At 73.3% G+C, this 15,698-nt stretch carries 15 protein-coding genes; 8 read left to right on the top strand and 7 right to left on the bottom strand.

Annotated elements, in window-relative coordinates:
* Positions 1-176 precede the first annotated feature (176 nt).
* Both yaaA and eda read left to right on the top strand, forming a co-directional pair.
* Positions 177-959 carry a peroxide stress protein YaaA gene (yaaA, locus tag AB0950_RS05480; RefSeq protein ID WP_366777857.1) on the top strand — a complete coding sequence of 261 codons (783 nt, stop codon included), beginning with the start codon at positions 177-179 and terminating at the stop codon, positions 957-959.
* 98 nt (positions 960-1,057) lie between these two features.
* On the top strand, positions 1,058-1,750 hold the full coding sequence (gene eda, locus AB0950_RS05475; protein ID WP_366777856.1) for a bifunctional 4-hydroxy-2-oxoglutarate aldolase/2-dehydro-3-deoxy-phosphogluconate aldolase: 693 nt from the start codon (positions 1,058-1,060) through the stop codon (positions 1,748-1,750).
* Here the strand turns inward: eda and AB0950_RS05470 are convergent.
* The 3 genes from AB0950_RS05470 to AB0950_RS05460 are packed head-to-tail and all read right to left on the bottom strand — an operon-like array spanning position 1,733 to position 4,546.
* Positions 1,733-2,923 (bottom strand): bifunctional RNase H/acid phosphatase, encoded by a 1,191-nt coding sequence (locus AB0950_RS05470; RefSeq protein ID WP_360143741.1) that lies wholly within the window; start codon positions 2,921-2,923, stop codon positions 1,733-1,735. The two genes, eda and AB0950_RS05470, sit on opposite strands and share 18 nt — an antisense overlap.
* 25 nt (positions 2,924-2,948) lie before the next feature.
* Positions 2,949-3,692: a C4-type zinc ribbon domain-containing protein gene (locus AB0950_RS05465; RefSeq protein WP_360145449.1), complete on the bottom strand. Its 744-nt coding sequence runs from the start codon at positions 3,690-3,692 to the stop codon at positions 2,949-2,951.
* Between the two features lie 17 nt (positions 3,693-3,709).
* Positions 3,710-4,546, bottom strand: coding sequence for a Nif3-like dinuclear metal center hexameric protein (locus AB0950_RS05460; RefSeq protein ID WP_366777855.1), 837 nt, complete (start codon positions 4,544-4,546; stop codon positions 3,710-3,712).
* 187 nt (positions 4,547-4,733) lie between these two features.
* On the opposite strand from AB0950_RS05460, the gene AB0950_RS05455 reads away from it, so the two are divergent.
* Positions 4,734-5,978 (top strand): hypothetical protein, encoded by a 1,245-nt coding sequence (locus tag AB0950_RS05455; protein WP_360143747.1) that lies wholly within the window; start codon positions 4,734-4,736, stop codon positions 5,976-5,978.
* A gap of 97 nt (positions 5,979-6,075) precedes the next feature.
* Positions 6,076-6,234, top strand: coding sequence for a hypothetical protein (locus AB0950_RS05450; protein WP_360143750.1), 159 nt, complete (start codon positions 6,076-6,078; stop codon positions 6,232-6,234).
* Between the two features lie 229 nt (positions 6,235-6,463).
* Here the strand turns inward: AB0950_RS05450 and AB0950_RS05445 are convergent, their stop codons facing one another.
* Positions 6,464-7,339 (bottom strand): MaoC/PaaZ C-terminal domain-containing protein, encoded by an 876-nt coding sequence (locus AB0950_RS05445; protein ID WP_366777854.1) that lies wholly within the window; start codon positions 7,337-7,339, stop codon positions 6,464-6,466.
* 190 nt (positions 7,340-7,529) lie between these two features.
* On the opposite strand from AB0950_RS05445, the gene AB0950_RS05440 reads away from it, so the two are divergent.
* The 3 genes from AB0950_RS05440 to AB0950_RS05430 are packed head-to-tail and all read left to right on the top strand — an operon-like array spanning position 7,530 to position 10,507.
* Positions 7,530-8,501, top strand: coding sequence for an ABC transporter ATP-binding protein (locus tag AB0950_RS05440; protein ID WP_366777853.1), 972 nt, complete (start codon positions 7,530-7,532; stop codon positions 8,499-8,501).
* The gene (locus tag AB0950_RS05435; RefSeq protein ID WP_360143759.1) at positions 8,501-9,217 is read left to right on the top strand and encodes an ABC transporter permease; all 717 of its coding nucleotides are present in this window, start codon (positions 8,501-8,503) and stop codon (positions 9,215-9,217) included. Before AB0950_RS05440 ends, AB0950_RS05435 begins: the two co-directional genes overlap by 1 nt.
* Positions 9,218-9,235: 18 nt before the next feature.
* On the top strand, positions 9,236-10,507 hold the full coding sequence (locus AB0950_RS05430; protein ID WP_360143762.1) for a sensor histidine kinase: 1,272 nt from the start codon (positions 9,236-9,238) through the stop codon (positions 10,505-10,507).
* On the opposite strand, the gene AB0950_RS05425 is transcribed toward AB0950_RS05430, so the two are convergent.
* Together AB0950_RS05425 and AB0950_RS05420 are read right to left on the bottom strand one after the other, a co-directional pair.
* On the bottom strand, positions 10,485-12,053 hold the full coding sequence (locus tag AB0950_RS05425; protein ID WP_366777852.1) for an alpha-L-arabinofuranosidase B: 1,569 nt from the start codon (positions 12,051-12,053) through the stop codon (positions 10,485-10,487). The two genes, AB0950_RS05430 and AB0950_RS05425, sit on opposite strands and share 23 nt — an antisense overlap.
* 174 nt (positions 12,054-12,227) lie before the next feature.
* A complete protein-coding gene (locus tag AB0950_RS05420; protein ID WP_366777851.1) occupies positions 12,228-13,010 on the bottom strand; it encodes a class I SAM-dependent methyltransferase in 783 nt (260 codons plus the stop codon).
* A 423-nt stretch (positions 13,011-13,433) separates the two neighbouring features.
* Here AB0950_RS05420 and AB0950_RS05415 point away from each other — a divergent pair, with 423 nt between their 5' ends.
* On the top strand, positions 13,434-14,075 hold the full coding sequence (locus AB0950_RS05415) for a response regulator transcription factor (protein ID WP_366777850.1): 642 nt from the start codon (positions 13,434-13,436) through the stop codon (positions 14,073-14,075).
* A gap of 20 nt (positions 14,076-14,095) precedes the next feature.
* On the opposite strand, the gene AB0950_RS05410 is transcribed toward AB0950_RS05415, so the two are convergent.
* Positions 14,096-15,532, bottom strand: coding sequence for an MFS transporter (locus AB0950_RS05410; RefSeq protein WP_360143774.1), 1,437 nt, complete (start codon positions 15,530-15,532; stop codon positions 14,096-14,098).
* Between the last annotated feature and the right edge of the window lie 166 nt (positions 15,533-15,698).

Raw genomic sequence — 15,698 nt, 5'->3', positions numbered from 1 at the left:
GCACCTGCCGGCCTCGTCGCGCAAACCCCGGCTTCCGGCCAAGGGTGCAACGCCTTCAGCCCTCGCTTCCATGCCGCGTCCAAGGGGAAACCGGCTGTCTCCCAGCGGATCTCCGCGCGAGGGCCCGTCGGCGGTACGCCGTACCCTGTCGCGGAGGTCTACGTGAGGAGTATGTGGTGCTGGTCCTGCTGCCGCCCTCGGAAGGCAAGGCGAACGGAGGCGAGGGCGCCCCGCTGGAGCTTCGGTCGCTGTCCCTGCCGGGGCTGACCGCCGCGCGGGAGGCCGTGCTCACCGAGCTGGTCGAGCTGTGCAGCGGCGACGAGGAGAAGGCGCGGGAGGTGCTCGGGCTGAGCGAGGGGCTGCGCGGCGAGGTCGCGAAGAACGCGGGCCTGCCCACGGCCGCCGCCCGCCCCGCCGGGGAGATCTACACCGGTGTCCTCTACGACGCCCTGGGCCTGGCCACACTGGACGCGGCGGCCCGGGAGCGCGCGGCGGACTCGCTGCTGGTGTTCTCCGGGCTGTGGGGCGCGGTGCGGGTGACCGACCGCATCCCCTCCTACCGCTGCCCGATGGGCGTGAAGCTGCCGGGGCTCGGCGCGCTGGCCGGGCACTGGCGAGCGCCGATGGCCGAGGTGCTGCCCGAGGCGGCCGGCGACGGCCTGGTGCTGGATCTGCGCTCCTCGGCGTACGCGGCGGCCTGGAAGCCGAAGGGCGAGGTCGCGGGCCGCACGGCGTCGGTACGGGTGCTGCACGCGCCGACCCGGAAGGTGGTCAGCCACTTCAACAAGGCGACCAAGGGGCGGATCGTACGCAGCCTGCTGTCGGCCGGCGCCGCGCCGGAAAGCCCTGCCGAACTGGTCGAGGTGCTGCGGGAGTTGGGGTACGTGGTGGAGGCGGAGGCGCCGGGACGGGCCGGCAGGCCGTGGTCGCTGGACGTGCTGGTGGACGAGATCCACTGAGCTGAGCGCATTCACCGGGCTTCTGGGTGCTCGCGGCACCCATTGCAGCATGTGCAACGCTCATTGCGGGACGTGCACCACGTCGGCACGATGAGGGCATGACCTCACCGCTGCCCTCCGTCCCGGCCGCCTCCGTGCTGGATCTCGCGCCCGTCGTGCCCGTGGTGGTCGTCTCCGACGCCGCCGACGCCGTACCGCTGGCGCGGGCCCTGGTGGCGGGCGGGCTGCCCGCGATCGAGGTGACGCTCAGGACACCGGCGGCGCTGGACGCGATCCGCGCGATCGCCGCCGAGGTGCCGCGGGCCGTGGTCGGCGCGGGCACGGTGATCACGCCGGAGCAGGCCGACGCGAGTACGGCGGCGGGGGCGCGGTTCCTGGTCAGCCCCGGGTGGACGGACGCGCTCCTGGCGGCGATGCGCGGGGCCGGGGTGCCGTACCTGCCCGGGGTGTCGACCGCGTCGGAGGTCGTGGCGCTGCTGGAGCGCGGGGTGCGCGACATGAAGTTCTTCCCGGCGCAGGCGGCGGGCGGTACGGCGTTTCTGCGGTCGCTCACGGGGCCGTTGCCGCAGGCCCGTTTCTGTCCCACGGGCGGGATCGGACCGGCCGACGCGCCCGGGTATCTGTCGCTGCCGAACGTCGGCTGTGTGGGCGGCAGTTGGATGGTCCCGGCGGACGCGGTGGCCGCCGGCGACTGGGCGCGGATCGAGGAGCTGGCGCGGAGCGCGGCGCGGCTCGGCGAGGTCAGGGCGCCGGGTTCGGGGGCCTGGGTGGGTTCAGGGTCGCAGGTGTGAGGTGTCGTTGAAGAGGCGGACGCTGGCGTTGCCGTCCGTGTAGTACGCCACCGCCGACAGGGACGCGGCCGACAGCTCCATCCGGAACAGGGACTCGGGCGGGGCGCCGAGGGCCTGGCGGACGAACATCTTGATCGGGGTGACGTGCGTGACGAGGAGGACCGTGCGGCCCGCGTACGCGGCGACCAGCTTGTCGCGGGCGGCGGCGATCCGGACGGCCGTCTCGGCGAAGCTCTCGCCGCCGCCGGTGGGGTGGGCCTCCGGGTCGGCGAGCCAGGCGTTCAGGTCGTCGGGGTAGCGTTCGCGGACCTCGCCGAAGGTGAGGCCCTCCCAGGCGCCGAAGTCCGTCTCGCGCAGGCCCTCTTCGATCGTCACGTCCAGGCCGAGGCGGGTGGCGACGATGGCGGCGGTCTCGCGGGTGCGGGTGAGGGGGGAGGCGACGACGGCCTGGATGGTGCCGCGCCGGGCGAGGGTCTCTGCGGCTCGGTGGGCCTGTTCGCGGCCGGCGGCGGAGAGGGCGGGGTCGGTGCCGCCGCTGCCGGAGAAGCGCTTCTGGGGGGTGAGGGGGGTTTCGCCGTGGCGGAGCAGCACGAAGGTGGCGGGGGCGCCGAGGTCGGGGGCGCTGCCCCAGCCCGGTGTCGAGACGTGCTGCTCGCTGGGGGTCGTAGGGGGCTGCTCGCTGGAAGGCACCTCCCCCGCGGCTCCGGCCCCGGACGCCGACGTGTGCAGAGCCGCCGTCGACCCCGAAGCCGACCACTCCTCCCCCCTCGCCCCCGCGTCCATCGCCTCGTTGGCCAGGCGGTCGGCGTGTTTGTTCTGGTCGCGGGGGATCCACTCGTAGGTGACCCGGTCGGGTGGGAAGACCGCCCGTGCCTGGGTGGCCAGGGGCTTCATGGCGGGGTGTTTGATCTTCCAGCGGCCCGACATCTGCTCGATGACGAGCTTGGAGTCCATGCGGACGTGGACGCGGGCCGTCGGGTCGAGGGCGTGGGCGGCGCGCAGGCCGGCCAGGAGGCCGCGGTACTCGGCGACGTTGTTGGTGGTGACGCCGATGTACTCGGCCGCCTCGGTCAGCGGCTCGCCCGTGGCCGCGTCCCGCACCACCGTGCCGTAGCCCGCGGGCCCCGGGTTGCCCCGCGACCCGCCGTCCGCCTCGACGATGAACTCCCGCACCCGACAAGCCCCTTGTCTACGAGGTCTACAGACCCGACTCGGCCGTGCGCACCAGGATGCGGCGGCAGTTCTCGCAGCGCACCACGGTGTCCGGCGCCGCCGTGCGGATCTCGTTCAGCTCGGTGATCGCCAGTTCCTGACGGCAGCCCTGGCAGGTGCGGGCGTACAGCTTGGCCGCGCCGACGCCGCCCTGCTGCTGGCGCAGCTTGTCGTAGAGCTTGAGCAGGTCGGCCGGGACGGAGGCGGCGACCACCTCGCGCTCCTTGGTCACCGAGGCGGCCTCGCTGTCGATCTGCTCGCAGGCCGCGTCCCGGCGGGTGGTGGCGTCGTCGATCTTCGACTGGACGGAGGCGACCCGCTCGGTCAGCTCGTTCACCCGCTCCTGCGCGGCCTCGCGGCGCTCCATGACCTCCAGGACCACGTCCTCCAGGTCGCCCTGCCGCTTGGCGAGGGAGGCGATCTCGTGCTGGAGGTTGGACAGGTCCTTGGGGGAGGTGACCGCGCCGGAGTCCAGGCGCTGCTGGTCGCGGGCGGCGCGCTGGCGCACCTGGTCGACGTCCTGCTCGGCCTTGGTCTGCTCGCGGGCGGTGTCGCTCTCCTCGGTCTGCGCGGCGACGAGCAGGTCGCGCAGCTGGGTGAGGTCCTTGGTCAGCGCGTCGATCTCGGCGTGCTCGGGCAGCGACCTGCGCTTGTGCGCGAGCTGCTGCAGCCGGACGTCCAGGTCCTGGACGTCCAGGAGGCGGATCTGGTCGGCGGGGGCGGCGTTCAGTTGGGGGCTCCCGGGGTTCAGCTAGAGGTGATGGACGCCGCGTGGGCGGTCCAGGGGTCGGTGACCGTCTTGGAGACGTGGACCCTGAGGTCCCAGCCGTGGCGGTCGGAGATCTCGTCGAGCTGGCTCGCGGCCAGCTCGCACCAGGGCCACTCGGTGGCCCAGTGCGCCGCGTCGAGCAGCGCGAGGGGGCCTGCGGAGACGGCTTCGCTCGCCGGGTGGTGGCGCAGGTCGGCGGTGAGGAAGGCGTCGACGCCGGCGGCGCGGACCTGGTCGAAGAGGCCGTCGCCGGAGCCGCCGCTGACGGCGACCGTGCGGACGACGGCCTCGGGGTCGCCGGCCACCCGGATGCCCTGCGCGGTGGCGGGCAGTCGCCGGGCGGCGCATTCGGCCAGCTCGCGGACGGTCAGCGGGTGGTCCAGTTCGCAGACGCGGCCGAGGCCCCGGCGGCCCTCCGGGTCGGTGGGGTCGGGCACCAGGGGCCGTACGACGCGCAGGTCGAGCGCGCCGGCCAGGGCGTCCGAGACGCCCGGGTCGGCCGTGTCGGCGTTGGTGTGGGCGACGTGCAGGGCGATGTCGTTCTTGATCAGCGTGTGCACGACACGGCCCTTGAAGTGGGTCGCCGCGACCGTGGTGGTGCCCCGCAGATAGAGCGGGTGGTGGGTGACCAGCAGGTCGGCGCCGAGCTTCACCGCCTCCTCGACGATCTCCTGCACGGGGTCGACGGCGAACAGGACCCGGGTGACCTCCTGGCCGGGGTCGCCCACGACCGTGCCGACCGCGTCCCAGGACTCGGCCCGCTCGGCGGGCCACAGGGTCTCCAGCGCGGCGATGACTTCAGACAGACGGGGCACGAGGGCAAGGCTACCTGGCTGGCCTGCGCGGCCGTACCGCATACGGCGGCTCTGCCCCGGTCAGCACAAAGGTCCCGTTTTCCTCAGCTGAATCGCTTCTGCACCACCCGTATGTGTGAAGCCGGACCCGGCCCGTCCCACGCCCGTGCGTGCGAAAACTAGCTTCGTCGCCGGAGGTGACCGAACGATGACGGCCTGTGCGATCGAACCCCCGTCCACGGACGGGACCGACGGGGTGCCGGGGCCGGTTTTCGCCCTCACGGCCGACGGCGCCTACGCGGCCCGGCTCGCTTCGGCCGGCGACTCCTGGTTCCCGGAGCGCTGGACGCTGGACGGCCCGGAGCCGTACGCGGTGCCGCTGCCCGGCGACCAGCCGGAGGAGCCCGGCACCGAGGTGCAGCCGCTGTCCGACGGCCGGGTGCTGATCCACCGGCTGGTCGAGCACCGGCACGCCTTCTCGCTGCTGTACCCGACCGGGCCCGGCACCGGTGAACTGCCGCTGGGCGCGGTGGAGTGCCCCGAGCCCGGCACCCGGCTCACGCTGCTGCCGCCCGCGCCGGGAGGCGCCCGGGCGTACGCCCTCGCGGTCGGGCCGCGCTCGAGCGCCGTCTGGCTGGTGGCGGGCGGGGCGTTCGGCCCCGAGCGGCTGGCGGAGGTGCCGGGGCGCTGCTCGGGCGGGGTGTGGCTGGACCGCGCCGGGCGGATGCTGGCGCTGGACCGGGAGCTGGGCGGGCCGGTGAAGACGGTCGTGGTGGACCTGGAGCGCGCCGAGGTGTCGCCGCTGCTGCAGATCGCGGCCGACAGCGACGACCGGCTGCTGCTCGCCGACCCCGACAGCGGGCTGCTGCTCATCTCCTCCGACGCGCCCTCGCCGGGGCAGGAACGATTGGGCTGGGGCGTGCTCGGCAGCACGCTCCCGGTGCGCTTCCCGGAGAGCCTCCGGGTGCCGGACTGCGCGGTGACGCCGTTCGCGGTCCAGCCCGGGCAGGTGCTGATGCCGGAGAGCTGCGCGGTGGCGCTGCGCATCGACGGCCCGTACGGCAGCTGGGTGGGCGTCTGGCGGCCGGCCGGGCGGCGGGTGGACCATCTGCCGGCGCCCCTGGGGTGGCTGGCCGGGGCCGGGCTGTGGACGCCGGAGGGGGTGCTGCGGCTGCCGTACGCCACGCAGGAGACTCCGTGCGGGGTGGCGGAGTTGACGGTGCCGAAGGTGGAGGCGGCCGCGGAGCGCGATGCGTCCGCGGGGTCGGGGAACGCGGATCCGGAAGGTACGGTCCAGCGCCTGGACGGTACGGCGGGCGGGGCGCCCGGGGCGCCGCCGCAGCAACCGGAACCGGGGCCTGCGGAGCCGGCGCGAGCGGAGCCTGCGGAGCAGGTCACGGCACGTCCGGTGCCGTTGCAGCAAGCGCCTCTGGGACGTCTTGTAACGAACTAGTGCCGGTTGGCGTGTGCGCCTGGATTCGGCCCGTGGTGTGCCGGTTAGACTCGCCCGGCTGTACGAAAGATCATGTTGACGGGGTGAATTACTTCCGATGAGCGACACCAGCACGACTCAGCAGCTGTCTGCCGACTCTCAGAAGGCGGTCGGCCATGGCCGGCACCGGGGCCCGGTAGCGGCCCAGGAGAGCGAGTCCGCTCCGCACGGCAAGCACCGCAAGCCGGCCGAGCAGACCACGGAGGCCGCTGCCTGACGGCAGTTCGGTATCCCCGCCCGGTCGGCGGCCGAAGGCTGCGAGGGCTCTGCGGGACCGCCGTTGTGCGGTCGAGCGTGATGCAGTGCAGACCGGGCGCCCCGGCGTCTCCTGGACGCCGGGCCGGTCCCACCGCGTGCTCCACACCGGCGCGGTGGGACCGCGCGGGACCCCGGCGGGGCCCAGCCGCCGCCCGCACCCTTACAACCGGCCACCCTCGGTACCGGTTTCAGCCGTGCTCGACGACGGTGTCCGCGAGGACCGGCGCGTCCCCCCGCTCCACCGCGCTCACCACCACCTGGACGCTCCCCTTCCGCCGCCACATGCGGATGCGCAGCGTCTCCCCCGGGTACACGACGCCCGCGAAGCGGGTGGTGTACGACCGCACCCGGGTCACATCGCCGCCGAGCAGCGTGTCCACGACCGCCTTCAGGGTGATGCCGTAGGTGCACAGCCCGTGCAGGATCGGCTTGTCGAACCCCGCGAGTGCGGCGAACTCGGGGTCGGCGTGCAGCGGGTTCCGGTCGCCCGAGAGGCGGTAGAGGAGGGCCTGGTCCGGGCGGACGGGGCGTTCGACGGTCCGGTCGGGTCCGGTGGCGGGCGGGTCGAGACGGGTGGAGGGGCCGCGGTCGCCACCCCAGCCGCCCTCCCCGCGTACGAAGATCCGGGCGTCGGTGGTCCACAGCGGGCCGGCGGCGTCGGCGACGTCGGTGCGCAGGACCAGGACGGCGGCCTTGCCCTTGTCGTGGACGGCGGCGAGCCGGTGGGTCGCGGTCGCGGTGCCCTCGGCCGGGATCCGGCGGTGGATCCGCAGACTCTGCCCGCCGTGCAGGACCTTGGCCAGCTCGACGTCCACGCCGGGCACGGACAGCCCGCCGATCACGCCGGGCGCGCCGGAGCCGGCGACGGTGGCGAAGCTCGGCAGGACGTGCAGCCGGGACTCCAGCGTGTAGCGCAGCTCGTCGGGGTCGGTGGCGGGGTCGTCCTTGTCGGGGTTGGCTCCCGCGCCGATGCCGAGGTGGTAGAGCTGGACGTCCTTGGCGGTCCAGGAGATCCCCCCGGTCCGGGGTTCGGCCGCGAGGGCGCGGCTCGCGTCGATGGGCATACGGCTCCTGACACTGGCTGCGGGCCGACCTGCAACGCGTTCCAGTCCGGCGCCCTCTGTATAGCCGAGCGGTCCACGCTTGTGAAGACACCTGACGCTGCGTCAGATCAGCGTCGGTGACATTTGTCCTGCCCGAGTCCGTACATGCGCCTCTGCCTCCAACGGGGCCGCGCTCCGTAACGTCGTAGACATGACACAGACGGAGAACACCGCCGTGTCCTTCACGGGGGCGGTCAAGACGTACGGCGCGGTGCGGGCCGTGGACGGGGTCGACCTGGATATCGGGCGCGGGGAGACCGTGGCCCTGCTCGGCCGCAACGGCGCCGGCAAGTCGACCACGATCGGGCTGCTGCTCGGGCTGTACGAGCCCGACGCCGGCGCGGTGGAGCTGTTCGGCGCCGCGCCGGAGCACGCGGTGCGGGCGGGCCGGGTGGGCGCGATGCTCCAGGACGCACGGCCGGTGCCCCGGGTCACCGTGGCGGAACTGGTCGGGTTCGTCGCCTCCCGCTATCCGGCGCCGATGCCGGTCGCGCGGGCGCTGGACCTGGCCGGGATCGCGGACCTCGCCGGGCGGCGGGTGGACCGGCTGTCCGGGGGGCAGGTGCAGCGGGTGCGGTTCGCCGTCGCGCTGTGCGGGGACCCGGCGCTGCTGGTGCTGGACGAGCCGACGGCGGCGCTGGACGTGGAGGCCCGGCACGCCTTCTGGGCGTCGATGCGCGCCTATGCCCGGCGCGGCCACACCGTCCTGTTCTCCACGCACTACCTGGAGGAGGCGGACGCCTACGCCGACCGGATCGTGGTCATCGACCGGGGCCGGATCGTCGCCGACGGAACCGGTGAGGAGCTGCGCCGCGCGGCCGGGGGCAGCCTGGTGTGCGTGGACCTGGCGGGCCGGGAGCCGAAGGCCCTGGGCCTGCTGCCCGGGGTGCGCTCGGTGGAGGTGTACGGCGACCGGGCCCGCCTCCGTACCGACGACTCGGACGCGACGGTGATCGCCCTGGCCGGGCTGGGGGCGATCAGGAACCTGGAGGTGTCTCGGGCGTCCCTGGACGACGCCTTCCTGGCGATCACGGCCAAGGACGATGCCGTCGAGGGCGGCGGGACCCGCACCCGGACGACGACGCAGCGCCCCCTTCCCCCGCACACCCCGGAGACCGTCTGATGCTCGCCTACATCCGCCTGGAGACCCTGCGCACCCTGCGCGACACGGGCTTCGTCGTCGGCGGCGTGGCCATGCCGGTGATGATGTACCTGCTGTTCACCAACCTCGGGGAGAACCAAGGGAGTTGGAAGACGGCCTCGATGATCGGCATGGCCGCCTACGGCGCCGTCGGGTCGGCGCTGAACACCGGGGGCGCCGTCGCCGAGGACCGCGCGACCGGCTGGCTGCGACAGCTCCGCGTGACCCCGATGACTCCCCGCGAGGTGGTGACCGGACGGGCCCTGACCGGCGTGGTGACCGTGCTGCCGTCGATCGTCGCCGTTCTGGCGGCGGGCGGACTGGTCAACGGCGTACGGCTGGCGGCGAGCCACTGGGTGGCCATCGCGCTGCTGCTGTGGCTCGGCTCGGTCCCGTTCACGCTGCTCGGCCTCGGCAACGGCTACCGGCTGACCGGGCCCGCCACCGGCGTGGTCAACATGGTGTGCAATCTGGGGCTCGCGGTGCTCGGCGGGCTGTGGTTCCCGGTGAGCCTCTTCCCGGGCTGGCTGCGGGCGGTGTCGGCGTACACCCCCACCCACCGGTTCGCCCAGCTGGGCACCGCCGTATCGCAGGGGCATGCGCCGGGGGCCGGTGCCATCATCGTGCTGACGGCCTGGCTGCTGCTGTTCGGTTCGTACGCCGTGCTGTCGTACCGCCGTCGGGCGGGGACCATCTGACCGGGGGAAACAAGAGACATGACGTGGGTGTCGGGAGTTCGGTGCCAGCTACGGGCCCTGCGGGCCGAGCGGCGCCAGTGGCAGGCCGAGCACGAGCGATTCAAGGCCGCGCAGCGGGCCGCCCGCAAGGAGGGCAGGGACCCGGACGTCGACCATCCGGGCCCGCCGCCCACCGGCTTCGCGCTGCTGCCGTGGCTGCTGATGGGGATGGGAGCCTTCTCCAACCTCCTCCAGGGCAGGACGCCGAGCCCGTGGATCGGCGGCGTGGGCCTGGTGACCTTCAACACCCTGTATATCTACGTCACTTTCCGCTCCTTCCGGCGGGAGACCCGCGAGGCGGTCTCCACCCGGCTGGCGCTGCTGCTCATGGCCCTGGTGACCACGGCCCTGGCGCTCGGCTACGGCGGCAGCTGGCTGATGTTCTTCCCCCTGCTGGGGCTGGCGGCGGGTGCGGCGCTGCGCGGTCCGTGGCTCGGCCGCACGGGTCTGCTGCTGGCCGGGTACGCGGGGGCGGTCTCCTACGTCCGCGACGGCTCGGACGCGGTGAACATCGCCTACGGCACCTTTCTCTCCAGCATGGTGACCGCCGCCATCCTCGGCCTGTCCGAGGCCGTACGGGAACTGCGCGCCGCCCGCGAGGAACTGGCCCGGCGCGCGGTGGAGAAGGAGCGGCTGCGCTTCTCCCGGGACCTGCACGACCTGCTGGGGCACACGCTGTCGGTGATCGTGGTGAAGTCGGAGGCGGCCCGGCGGCTGGCACCGTGCGATCTGGACGCGGCGCTGGGGCAGATCGCGGACATCGAGTCGGTGGGCCGGCAGGCGCTCACCGAGATCCGCGAGGCGGTGACCGGCTACCGGGAGGGCAGCCTCGCCACCGAGCTGACCCGGGCGCGTTCGGCGCTGTCGGCGGCGAGCATCGAGCCGGTGGTGCGGCAGTCCGGGGTGCCGCTGGAGCCGCAGACGGAGGCGCTGCTGGGCTGGGTGGTGCGGGAGGCGGTGACCAACGTGGTGCGGCACAGCGACGCGAGCCGCTGTGAGATCACCGTGGACAGCGGCGCCGAGCGGACCGCGCTCACCGTCTCGGACAACGGCAGCGGCCGGCCGGTGAGCCGGTCCGAGCCGGGGATCGGCGGGACCGGCCTGAAGGGGCTGACCGAGCGCCTCGCGGCGGCGGGCGGCTCACTGCGGGCCGGCCCGTCGCCGCGCGGCGGTTTCACGGTGACCGCCGAACTCCCGGTGGTCTCCGCCGAGTTCGCGGCTGCGGTGGCTACGGCGCCCAGGGCCGGCTGACCACCCAGCTGACGTCGTCGGTCCACGACGTGCCGCTGTCGAAGTCGTTGGACCCGCCGTCGCTCGCTATGTACAGGCTGTGGTTGAAGTGGCGCAGGTATCTGGCCGGGTAGTTGTACGACGCGAACGAGGTGCCGGTGCCGCTCTTGCCGGTCTGCGGGCAGAAGGTGGCGTCGGCCCGGAACTGGGCGGTGCCGTCCATGGGTTGCCGGTACAGCTTGTAGTTGTAGTGGCGCAGGTAGTCGCCGGGGTAGTTGCGGGACTCGAAGGACACGCACGAGCTGCTCGCCAGGCCACGGCGCACGATCCAGGTGGCGTCGTTCTTGTCCAGGCTGGAACTGCCCGACGTGATCGGGGAGATGACGCCGGCGTCGTTCTGGTGGCGGACGTAGTCGGCGGTGCAGCAGGAGGTCGTGGCGCGCAGCGAGATCTCCGAGCCGGGGCCGAGGGTGCCGGTACTGCCGGTGGCGCCGCCGTAGCCGACGGAGACGATGTCGGCCTGGACGGCGTCGTCGGCGGCGTCGGTCGGGATGCCGGAGGTCATGACGCCCTCGAAGAAGGAGCCGACGGAACCGTTGCTGTTGTCGCCGCCGGTGCCGAGGACGATCGCGCCTTCCTGGTGCATGGGCGAGTATCCGCTCCTGGTCGGCTCACCGCCGGAATAGGTGGTGGTCAGCCCGCCGGATTGCGCGTTTCCCCATTTCAGCGCGAAATGGTTCTGGCCGTTGTTCTTCAGCAGCGCGGTCACGAACGGAAGGGGTCCGGTGCCGGTGTCGGAGCTGTTCCTGCTGTATCCGGCGTCGGACTGGAACAGCCCGTTCTCCAGGTCGGCCTGCACCCAGGGGCCCTGCCCGTAGCAGGGCGAGAACCAGCACTCGGTGCCGAAGTTGATGGCGTCCATGTGGCCGTTGCCGGTGTCCATGTTGTTGGTCTCGGCGTTGCCGTAGTCGAAGCAGCAGGCGCCGTTGACGTGGGTGCCGGAGGTCACCATGTACATCCCCTCGGCGGCGCCGCCGGTGGCGACGCCGGAGGTGGAGTTGTCCCGGTAGCCCATGCCGGCGCTGATCTCCAGGCCGTAGACCTGGTGGCCGCCGGCGGTCACCGGCAGGGCGTCGGCGGGCGCCCCGACATCCGCCTTCCCGGCGCCGCCCGCGCCCTCGACGGTGAGGTCGTTGTGGCGGGCGGACTGGTCGTAGATCCTGGTGATGACGCAGGTCGTGCCGGAACAGAAGGAGTCCTGGGCGGCGGCGTTCGCGTAGCCGCCGGCGGAGAGCAGCCCGATGTCCTTCGCGGCGCCGTCCGAGGCGCGCTGCACCTGGTAGAGCGGGCCGTTGTACGAGGAGTACAGCGCCCTGACCATGCTGTGCGCGGCGACGCAGGGGGTGCCCGCGGCGCCGTAGACGTCGCAGGGCAGCGAGCCGGCGGCGGCGGCCCGGGGCTCGCCGGCGCCGAGGAGCAGCGCGGCGAGGGTCGCGCAGACGGCGAGCACGGACAGGGCGGCGCCGCGCGGGCGCCGGGGGCGGGAGCGGGGGGTTCTCAGGAGCACGGGTGCACCTCGACGTGGTCTGGCCGCATCGTTCGGTATCTCGGACGCCGTTCGATCGAAATACCGAACTATTCGGCAGCGGAATTACGGCGGGGGTTTCCTGAAATGCACGGGCGATTGTTTGGGCGCCGCCCAGGGCCGTCAACCCCTGCCGCACCGGAAAAGGGAGAGTCTTTAATCGGCCCGCGCCGTGAGCAACGGCTGGAAGAAACCCGTCTGTTCGGGCGTCAGCCAGGCGACCTGGGTGAATCCCGCACCTGCCGCGAACCGGGCGAGCCGGTCGCGGCCGAGCGCCCAGTAGGCGGCCCGCCGGACCCGGACCCGCCACTCCCCCGAGTCCTCCTGGTCGCCCTGGCCCGGGACCAGCTGGACGTGCTCCAGGTCGTAGTGCTCGCCGTCCTCGTGCCAGTGCCACAGCTGGAAGGTGACCGTCCGCCCGGTGCCGTCCGCGGACTCGTGCACCTGCGGCGGTGTCGACACCGGGCGCTCGCGCAGCAGCTCGTCATACGGCCGGGTGCTGACGAGCAGCCGTCCACCGGGCCGCAGCACCCTGCGCATCTCGGCCAGCGCGGCGCGCACGTCGGGCTCGGTGAGGAGGTGGGGCAGCGAGTTGTCGGCGCAGACGACGGCGTCGAACCGGCCGCCGGGAAACGGCAGTCGCCGCATGTCCGCGCCGGCCGTCGGCAGCGTCGCCCCCCACTGGGCGGCCTCCCGGCCCGCCCGGGCGGCGGCCCGCACGCTGAGATCGGTCCCGATGACCCGGTGGCCGCGCAACGCCAGCCCGATGGCCTGCGTCCCGATCCCACAGGCGCAGTCCAGCACAGCCGCCCGCTCCCGGCCCACCAGGGCGTCCAGCACCACACCCTGCCGGCGCACGCTCGCCGCCCAGTCCGGATAGATCAGGTGGTAGTCGTCGGCCAGGCTGTCGTAGAAACGGGCGGTGGAGGGCTGGGGCATGAGGGGAGGTTAGTGGGGTGGGTGCGGGGGTGGGGCGGGATTTCGGGTGGCATGCGGGAGCCGGGGAGAAACGCCCCGGGAGCCTTAAGGGCAGACCCCGGAGTCGCGCAGGGCCGCACCCGGAGCCGTCACGGACGCACCCGGGAGCGGTGGAGGGCCACCCCCGAAGCCGTGAGGCACGCACCCCCCGAAGCCGTGAGGGGCGCACCGGAAGCCACAAAAGGGCGGCACCCCGAAAGCCGTACAGCGCCGCGACCTCAAAGCCGTAAGGGACGCACCGCGGAGCACCCCGGCCGCGAAGGCGCCGCCCCAAAGCCTCGCCGGGACACACGCCGGAGCCGCAGAGGATCAACCCTCCAAAGCCGCCAGCGCGCCCCCCCCAAGCCGTCAAGGTCGCCGTGTTCCCCGCCGTAATCTGAAGCCATGAACGAGATGCCCCGGGAGCACCGGACCGTGAAGTCCATTCGGGTGCTGCTCGCCGAGGACCAGGGCATGATGCGGGGTGCGCTCGCGCTGTTGCTCGGCATGGAGGAGGACATCGAGGTGGTGTCCCAACTGGGCTCGGGCGACGGCATCGTGGACGCGGTGCTCACCCACCGCCCGGACGTGGCCCTGCTGGACATCGAGCTGCCCGGCATCAGCGGTCTGGACGCGGCGGCCGAGCTGCGCGAGCAGGCGCCCGACTGCCGGGTGCTGATCCTCACCACCTTCGGCCGGCCCGGCTATCTGCGCCGGGCCATGGAGGCCGGCGCTGCCGGGTTCCTCGTCAAGGACGGCCCCGTGGAGGAGCTGGCCGCGGCGATCCGGCGCGTGCTCACCGGGGAGACCGTCGTCGATCCCGCGCTCGCCGCCGCCGCGCTGAGCGCCGGGCCGAATCCGCTGACGGCGCGTGAGTGCGAGGTGCTGAAGGCGTCGGTGGACGGCGCGACGGTCGCCGACATCGCCGGCAGGCTGCATCTGTCGGAGTCCACCGTGCGCAACTACCTGTCCTCGGCGATCGGCAAGACCGGCACCCGCAACCGGGCGGAGGCGGTACGGGAGGCCCGGCAGCAGGGCTGGCTGTGAGCCGCCGCCGAGCCGCCGGATCAGCTCCGCGCCCCGGTGGCCCTGCGCGGCAGCCACACCAGCATCAGCACCGCCCCGCCCAGCAGCACCGCCGTACTGACCCGGAACGCCAGCGCGTAGCCGTGGGTCAGCGCCCCCGGCCCGTGCCCGGAGCCCGTGCCGGCCGCGGCGACGGTCGACATCACGGCGAGCCCCAGCGAACCGCCCATCGTCCGCGAGGTGTTGACCAGCCCCGAGACCACGCCGGCCTCGCCCGGCGCCGCCCCCGAGGTGGCGAGGGAGGCGAGCGGGGTCGCCGCCAGGCCCGCGCCGAGCATCATCAGGACGCCCGGGATCATGATCGCGGTGACGTACGCCTCGTGCGCGCTCATCGTCGACTGCCAGCCGAAGCCGGCGGCGGCCACCAGCGTGCCCAGCGCCGCCACGTTCCGCGGGCCCGCGAGCCGCATCAGGCGCGGCGCCAGCTTGGAGCCGACGACCACGGCCAGCGAGCTGGGGACGAGCGCGACACCGGCTTCCAGCGGCGAGTACCCGAGGACGTTCTGGGCGTAGAGCGTCATGAAGTACCACATGCAGAACATGGCCGAGCCGGAGAGGAACATCGCCGCGTTGGCCGAGGCGACCGGGCGCAGCCGGAGCAGGCCGAGCGGCATCAGCGGAGCCGCCGTACGGGCCTCGGCCAGCAGGAACAGGGCGATCAGCAGCAGCCCGGCGAGCAGCGGTGTCAGCGTGGCCGGGGCCGTCCAGCCCTCCGCCTCCGTCTGCGAGATGCCGTAGGCCAGGGTGGCGAGGCCCGCCGTGACGAGCAGCGCACCCCGCAGGTCGAGGCGCCGCCCGTCACCGGCGCGGCTCTCGGTGAGCCACAGCACCGAGCCGGCCAGCACCAGCGCGCCCACCGGCACGTTGATCAGCAGTACCCAGCGCCAGGACAGCACGTCCACGAGCACCCCGCCGACCAGCCCGCCCGCGGCTCCGCCGCCGGCGCCGACCGCGGTCCAGGTGGCGATCGCGCGCGCCCGCGCCGCTCCCTCCGGCACGGCGGAGGTCAGCAGGGTCAGCGTGGAGGGGGCGAGCACCGCCGCGCCGAGGCCCTGCACGGCCCGCGCCAGCAGCAGCTGCCAGCCCTCCTGGGCGAGGCCGCCGCCCAGCGAGGCCAGCGTGAACAGGCCGAGGCCGACCAGGAACATCCGCTTGCGGCCGTAGAGGTCGCCGGCCCGGCCGCCGAGCAGCATGAACCCGGCGAAGGCGATCGCGTAGGCGTTCACCACCCACTGCAGGCCGGTCGCGGTCAGGCCGAGCCCGGACCGCATGGACGGCAGGGCGACGTTCACCACCGACACGTCGAGTACGACCAGGAACTGTCCGGCGCAGGCGAGTGCCACCACCAGCCAGGTGGGCGGTGCCGTGCGGCGGGATATACGGGGTGCGGTGTCGGCGGCTTCCAGCATGGGCGTCATGGTCTCAAGCCGGTTACGGTCCTTGCATCGGCTTTTCGGACCACGAGTGCCCTAGGGCCTGCGGCCTACGCCCCACACGCCTCCAGCGTCTGAATGACCGTCAGAAACCCATGATAAGGTCAAGAATTCATTAGCAGCCCGAAGCAACGGAATAGTTGCCTGTGCA

The organism is Streptomyces sp. NPDC007189, from assembly GCF_040703635.1.
Lineage (GTDB): Bacteria > Actinomycetota > Actinomycetes > Streptomycetales > Streptomycetaceae > Streptomyces.
This window is presented reverse-complemented; position numbering and strand designations above follow the sequence as displayed.

Coding starts and splice junctions, on each gene's coding strand:
- AB0950_RS05440 (WP_366777853.1), top strand. CDS start 7,530: ATGACACAGACGGAGAACACCGCCGTGTCCTTCACGGGGGCGGTCAAG.
- AB0950_RS05435 (WP_360143759.1), top strand. CDS start 8,501: ATGCTCGCCTACATCCGCCTGGAGACCCTGCGCACCCTGCGCGACACG.
- AB0950_RS05415 (WP_366777850.1), top strand. CDS start 13,434: ATGAACGAGATGCCCCGGGAGCACCGGACCGTGAAGTCCATTCGGGTG.
- AB0950_RS05420 (WP_366777851.1), bottom strand. CDS start 13,010: ATGCCCCAGCCCTCCACCGCCCGTTTCTACGACAGCCTGGCCGACGAC.
- AB0950_RS05430 (WP_360143762.1), top strand. CDS start 9,236: ATGACGTGGGTGTCGGGAGTTCGGTGCCAGCTACGGGCCCTGCGGGCC.
- AB0950_RS05445 (WP_366777854.1), bottom strand. CDS start 7,339: ATGCCCATCGACGCGAGCCGCGCCCTCGCGGCCGAACCCCGGACCGGG.
- eda (WP_366777856.1), top strand. CDS start 1,058: ATGACCTCACCGCTGCCCTCCGTCCCGGCCGCCTCCGTGCTGGATCTC.
- AB0950_RS05455 (WP_360143747.1), top strand. CDS start 4,734: ATGACGGCCTGTGCGATCGAACCCCCGTCCACGGACGGGACCGACGGG.
- AB0950_RS05450 (WP_360143750.1), top strand. CDS start 6,076: ATGAGCGACACCAGCACGACTCAGCAGCTGTCTGCCGACTCTCAGAAG.
- AB0950_RS05410 (WP_360143774.1), bottom strand. CDS start 15,532: ATGACGCCCATGCTGGAAGCCGCCGACACCGCACCCCGTATATCCCGC.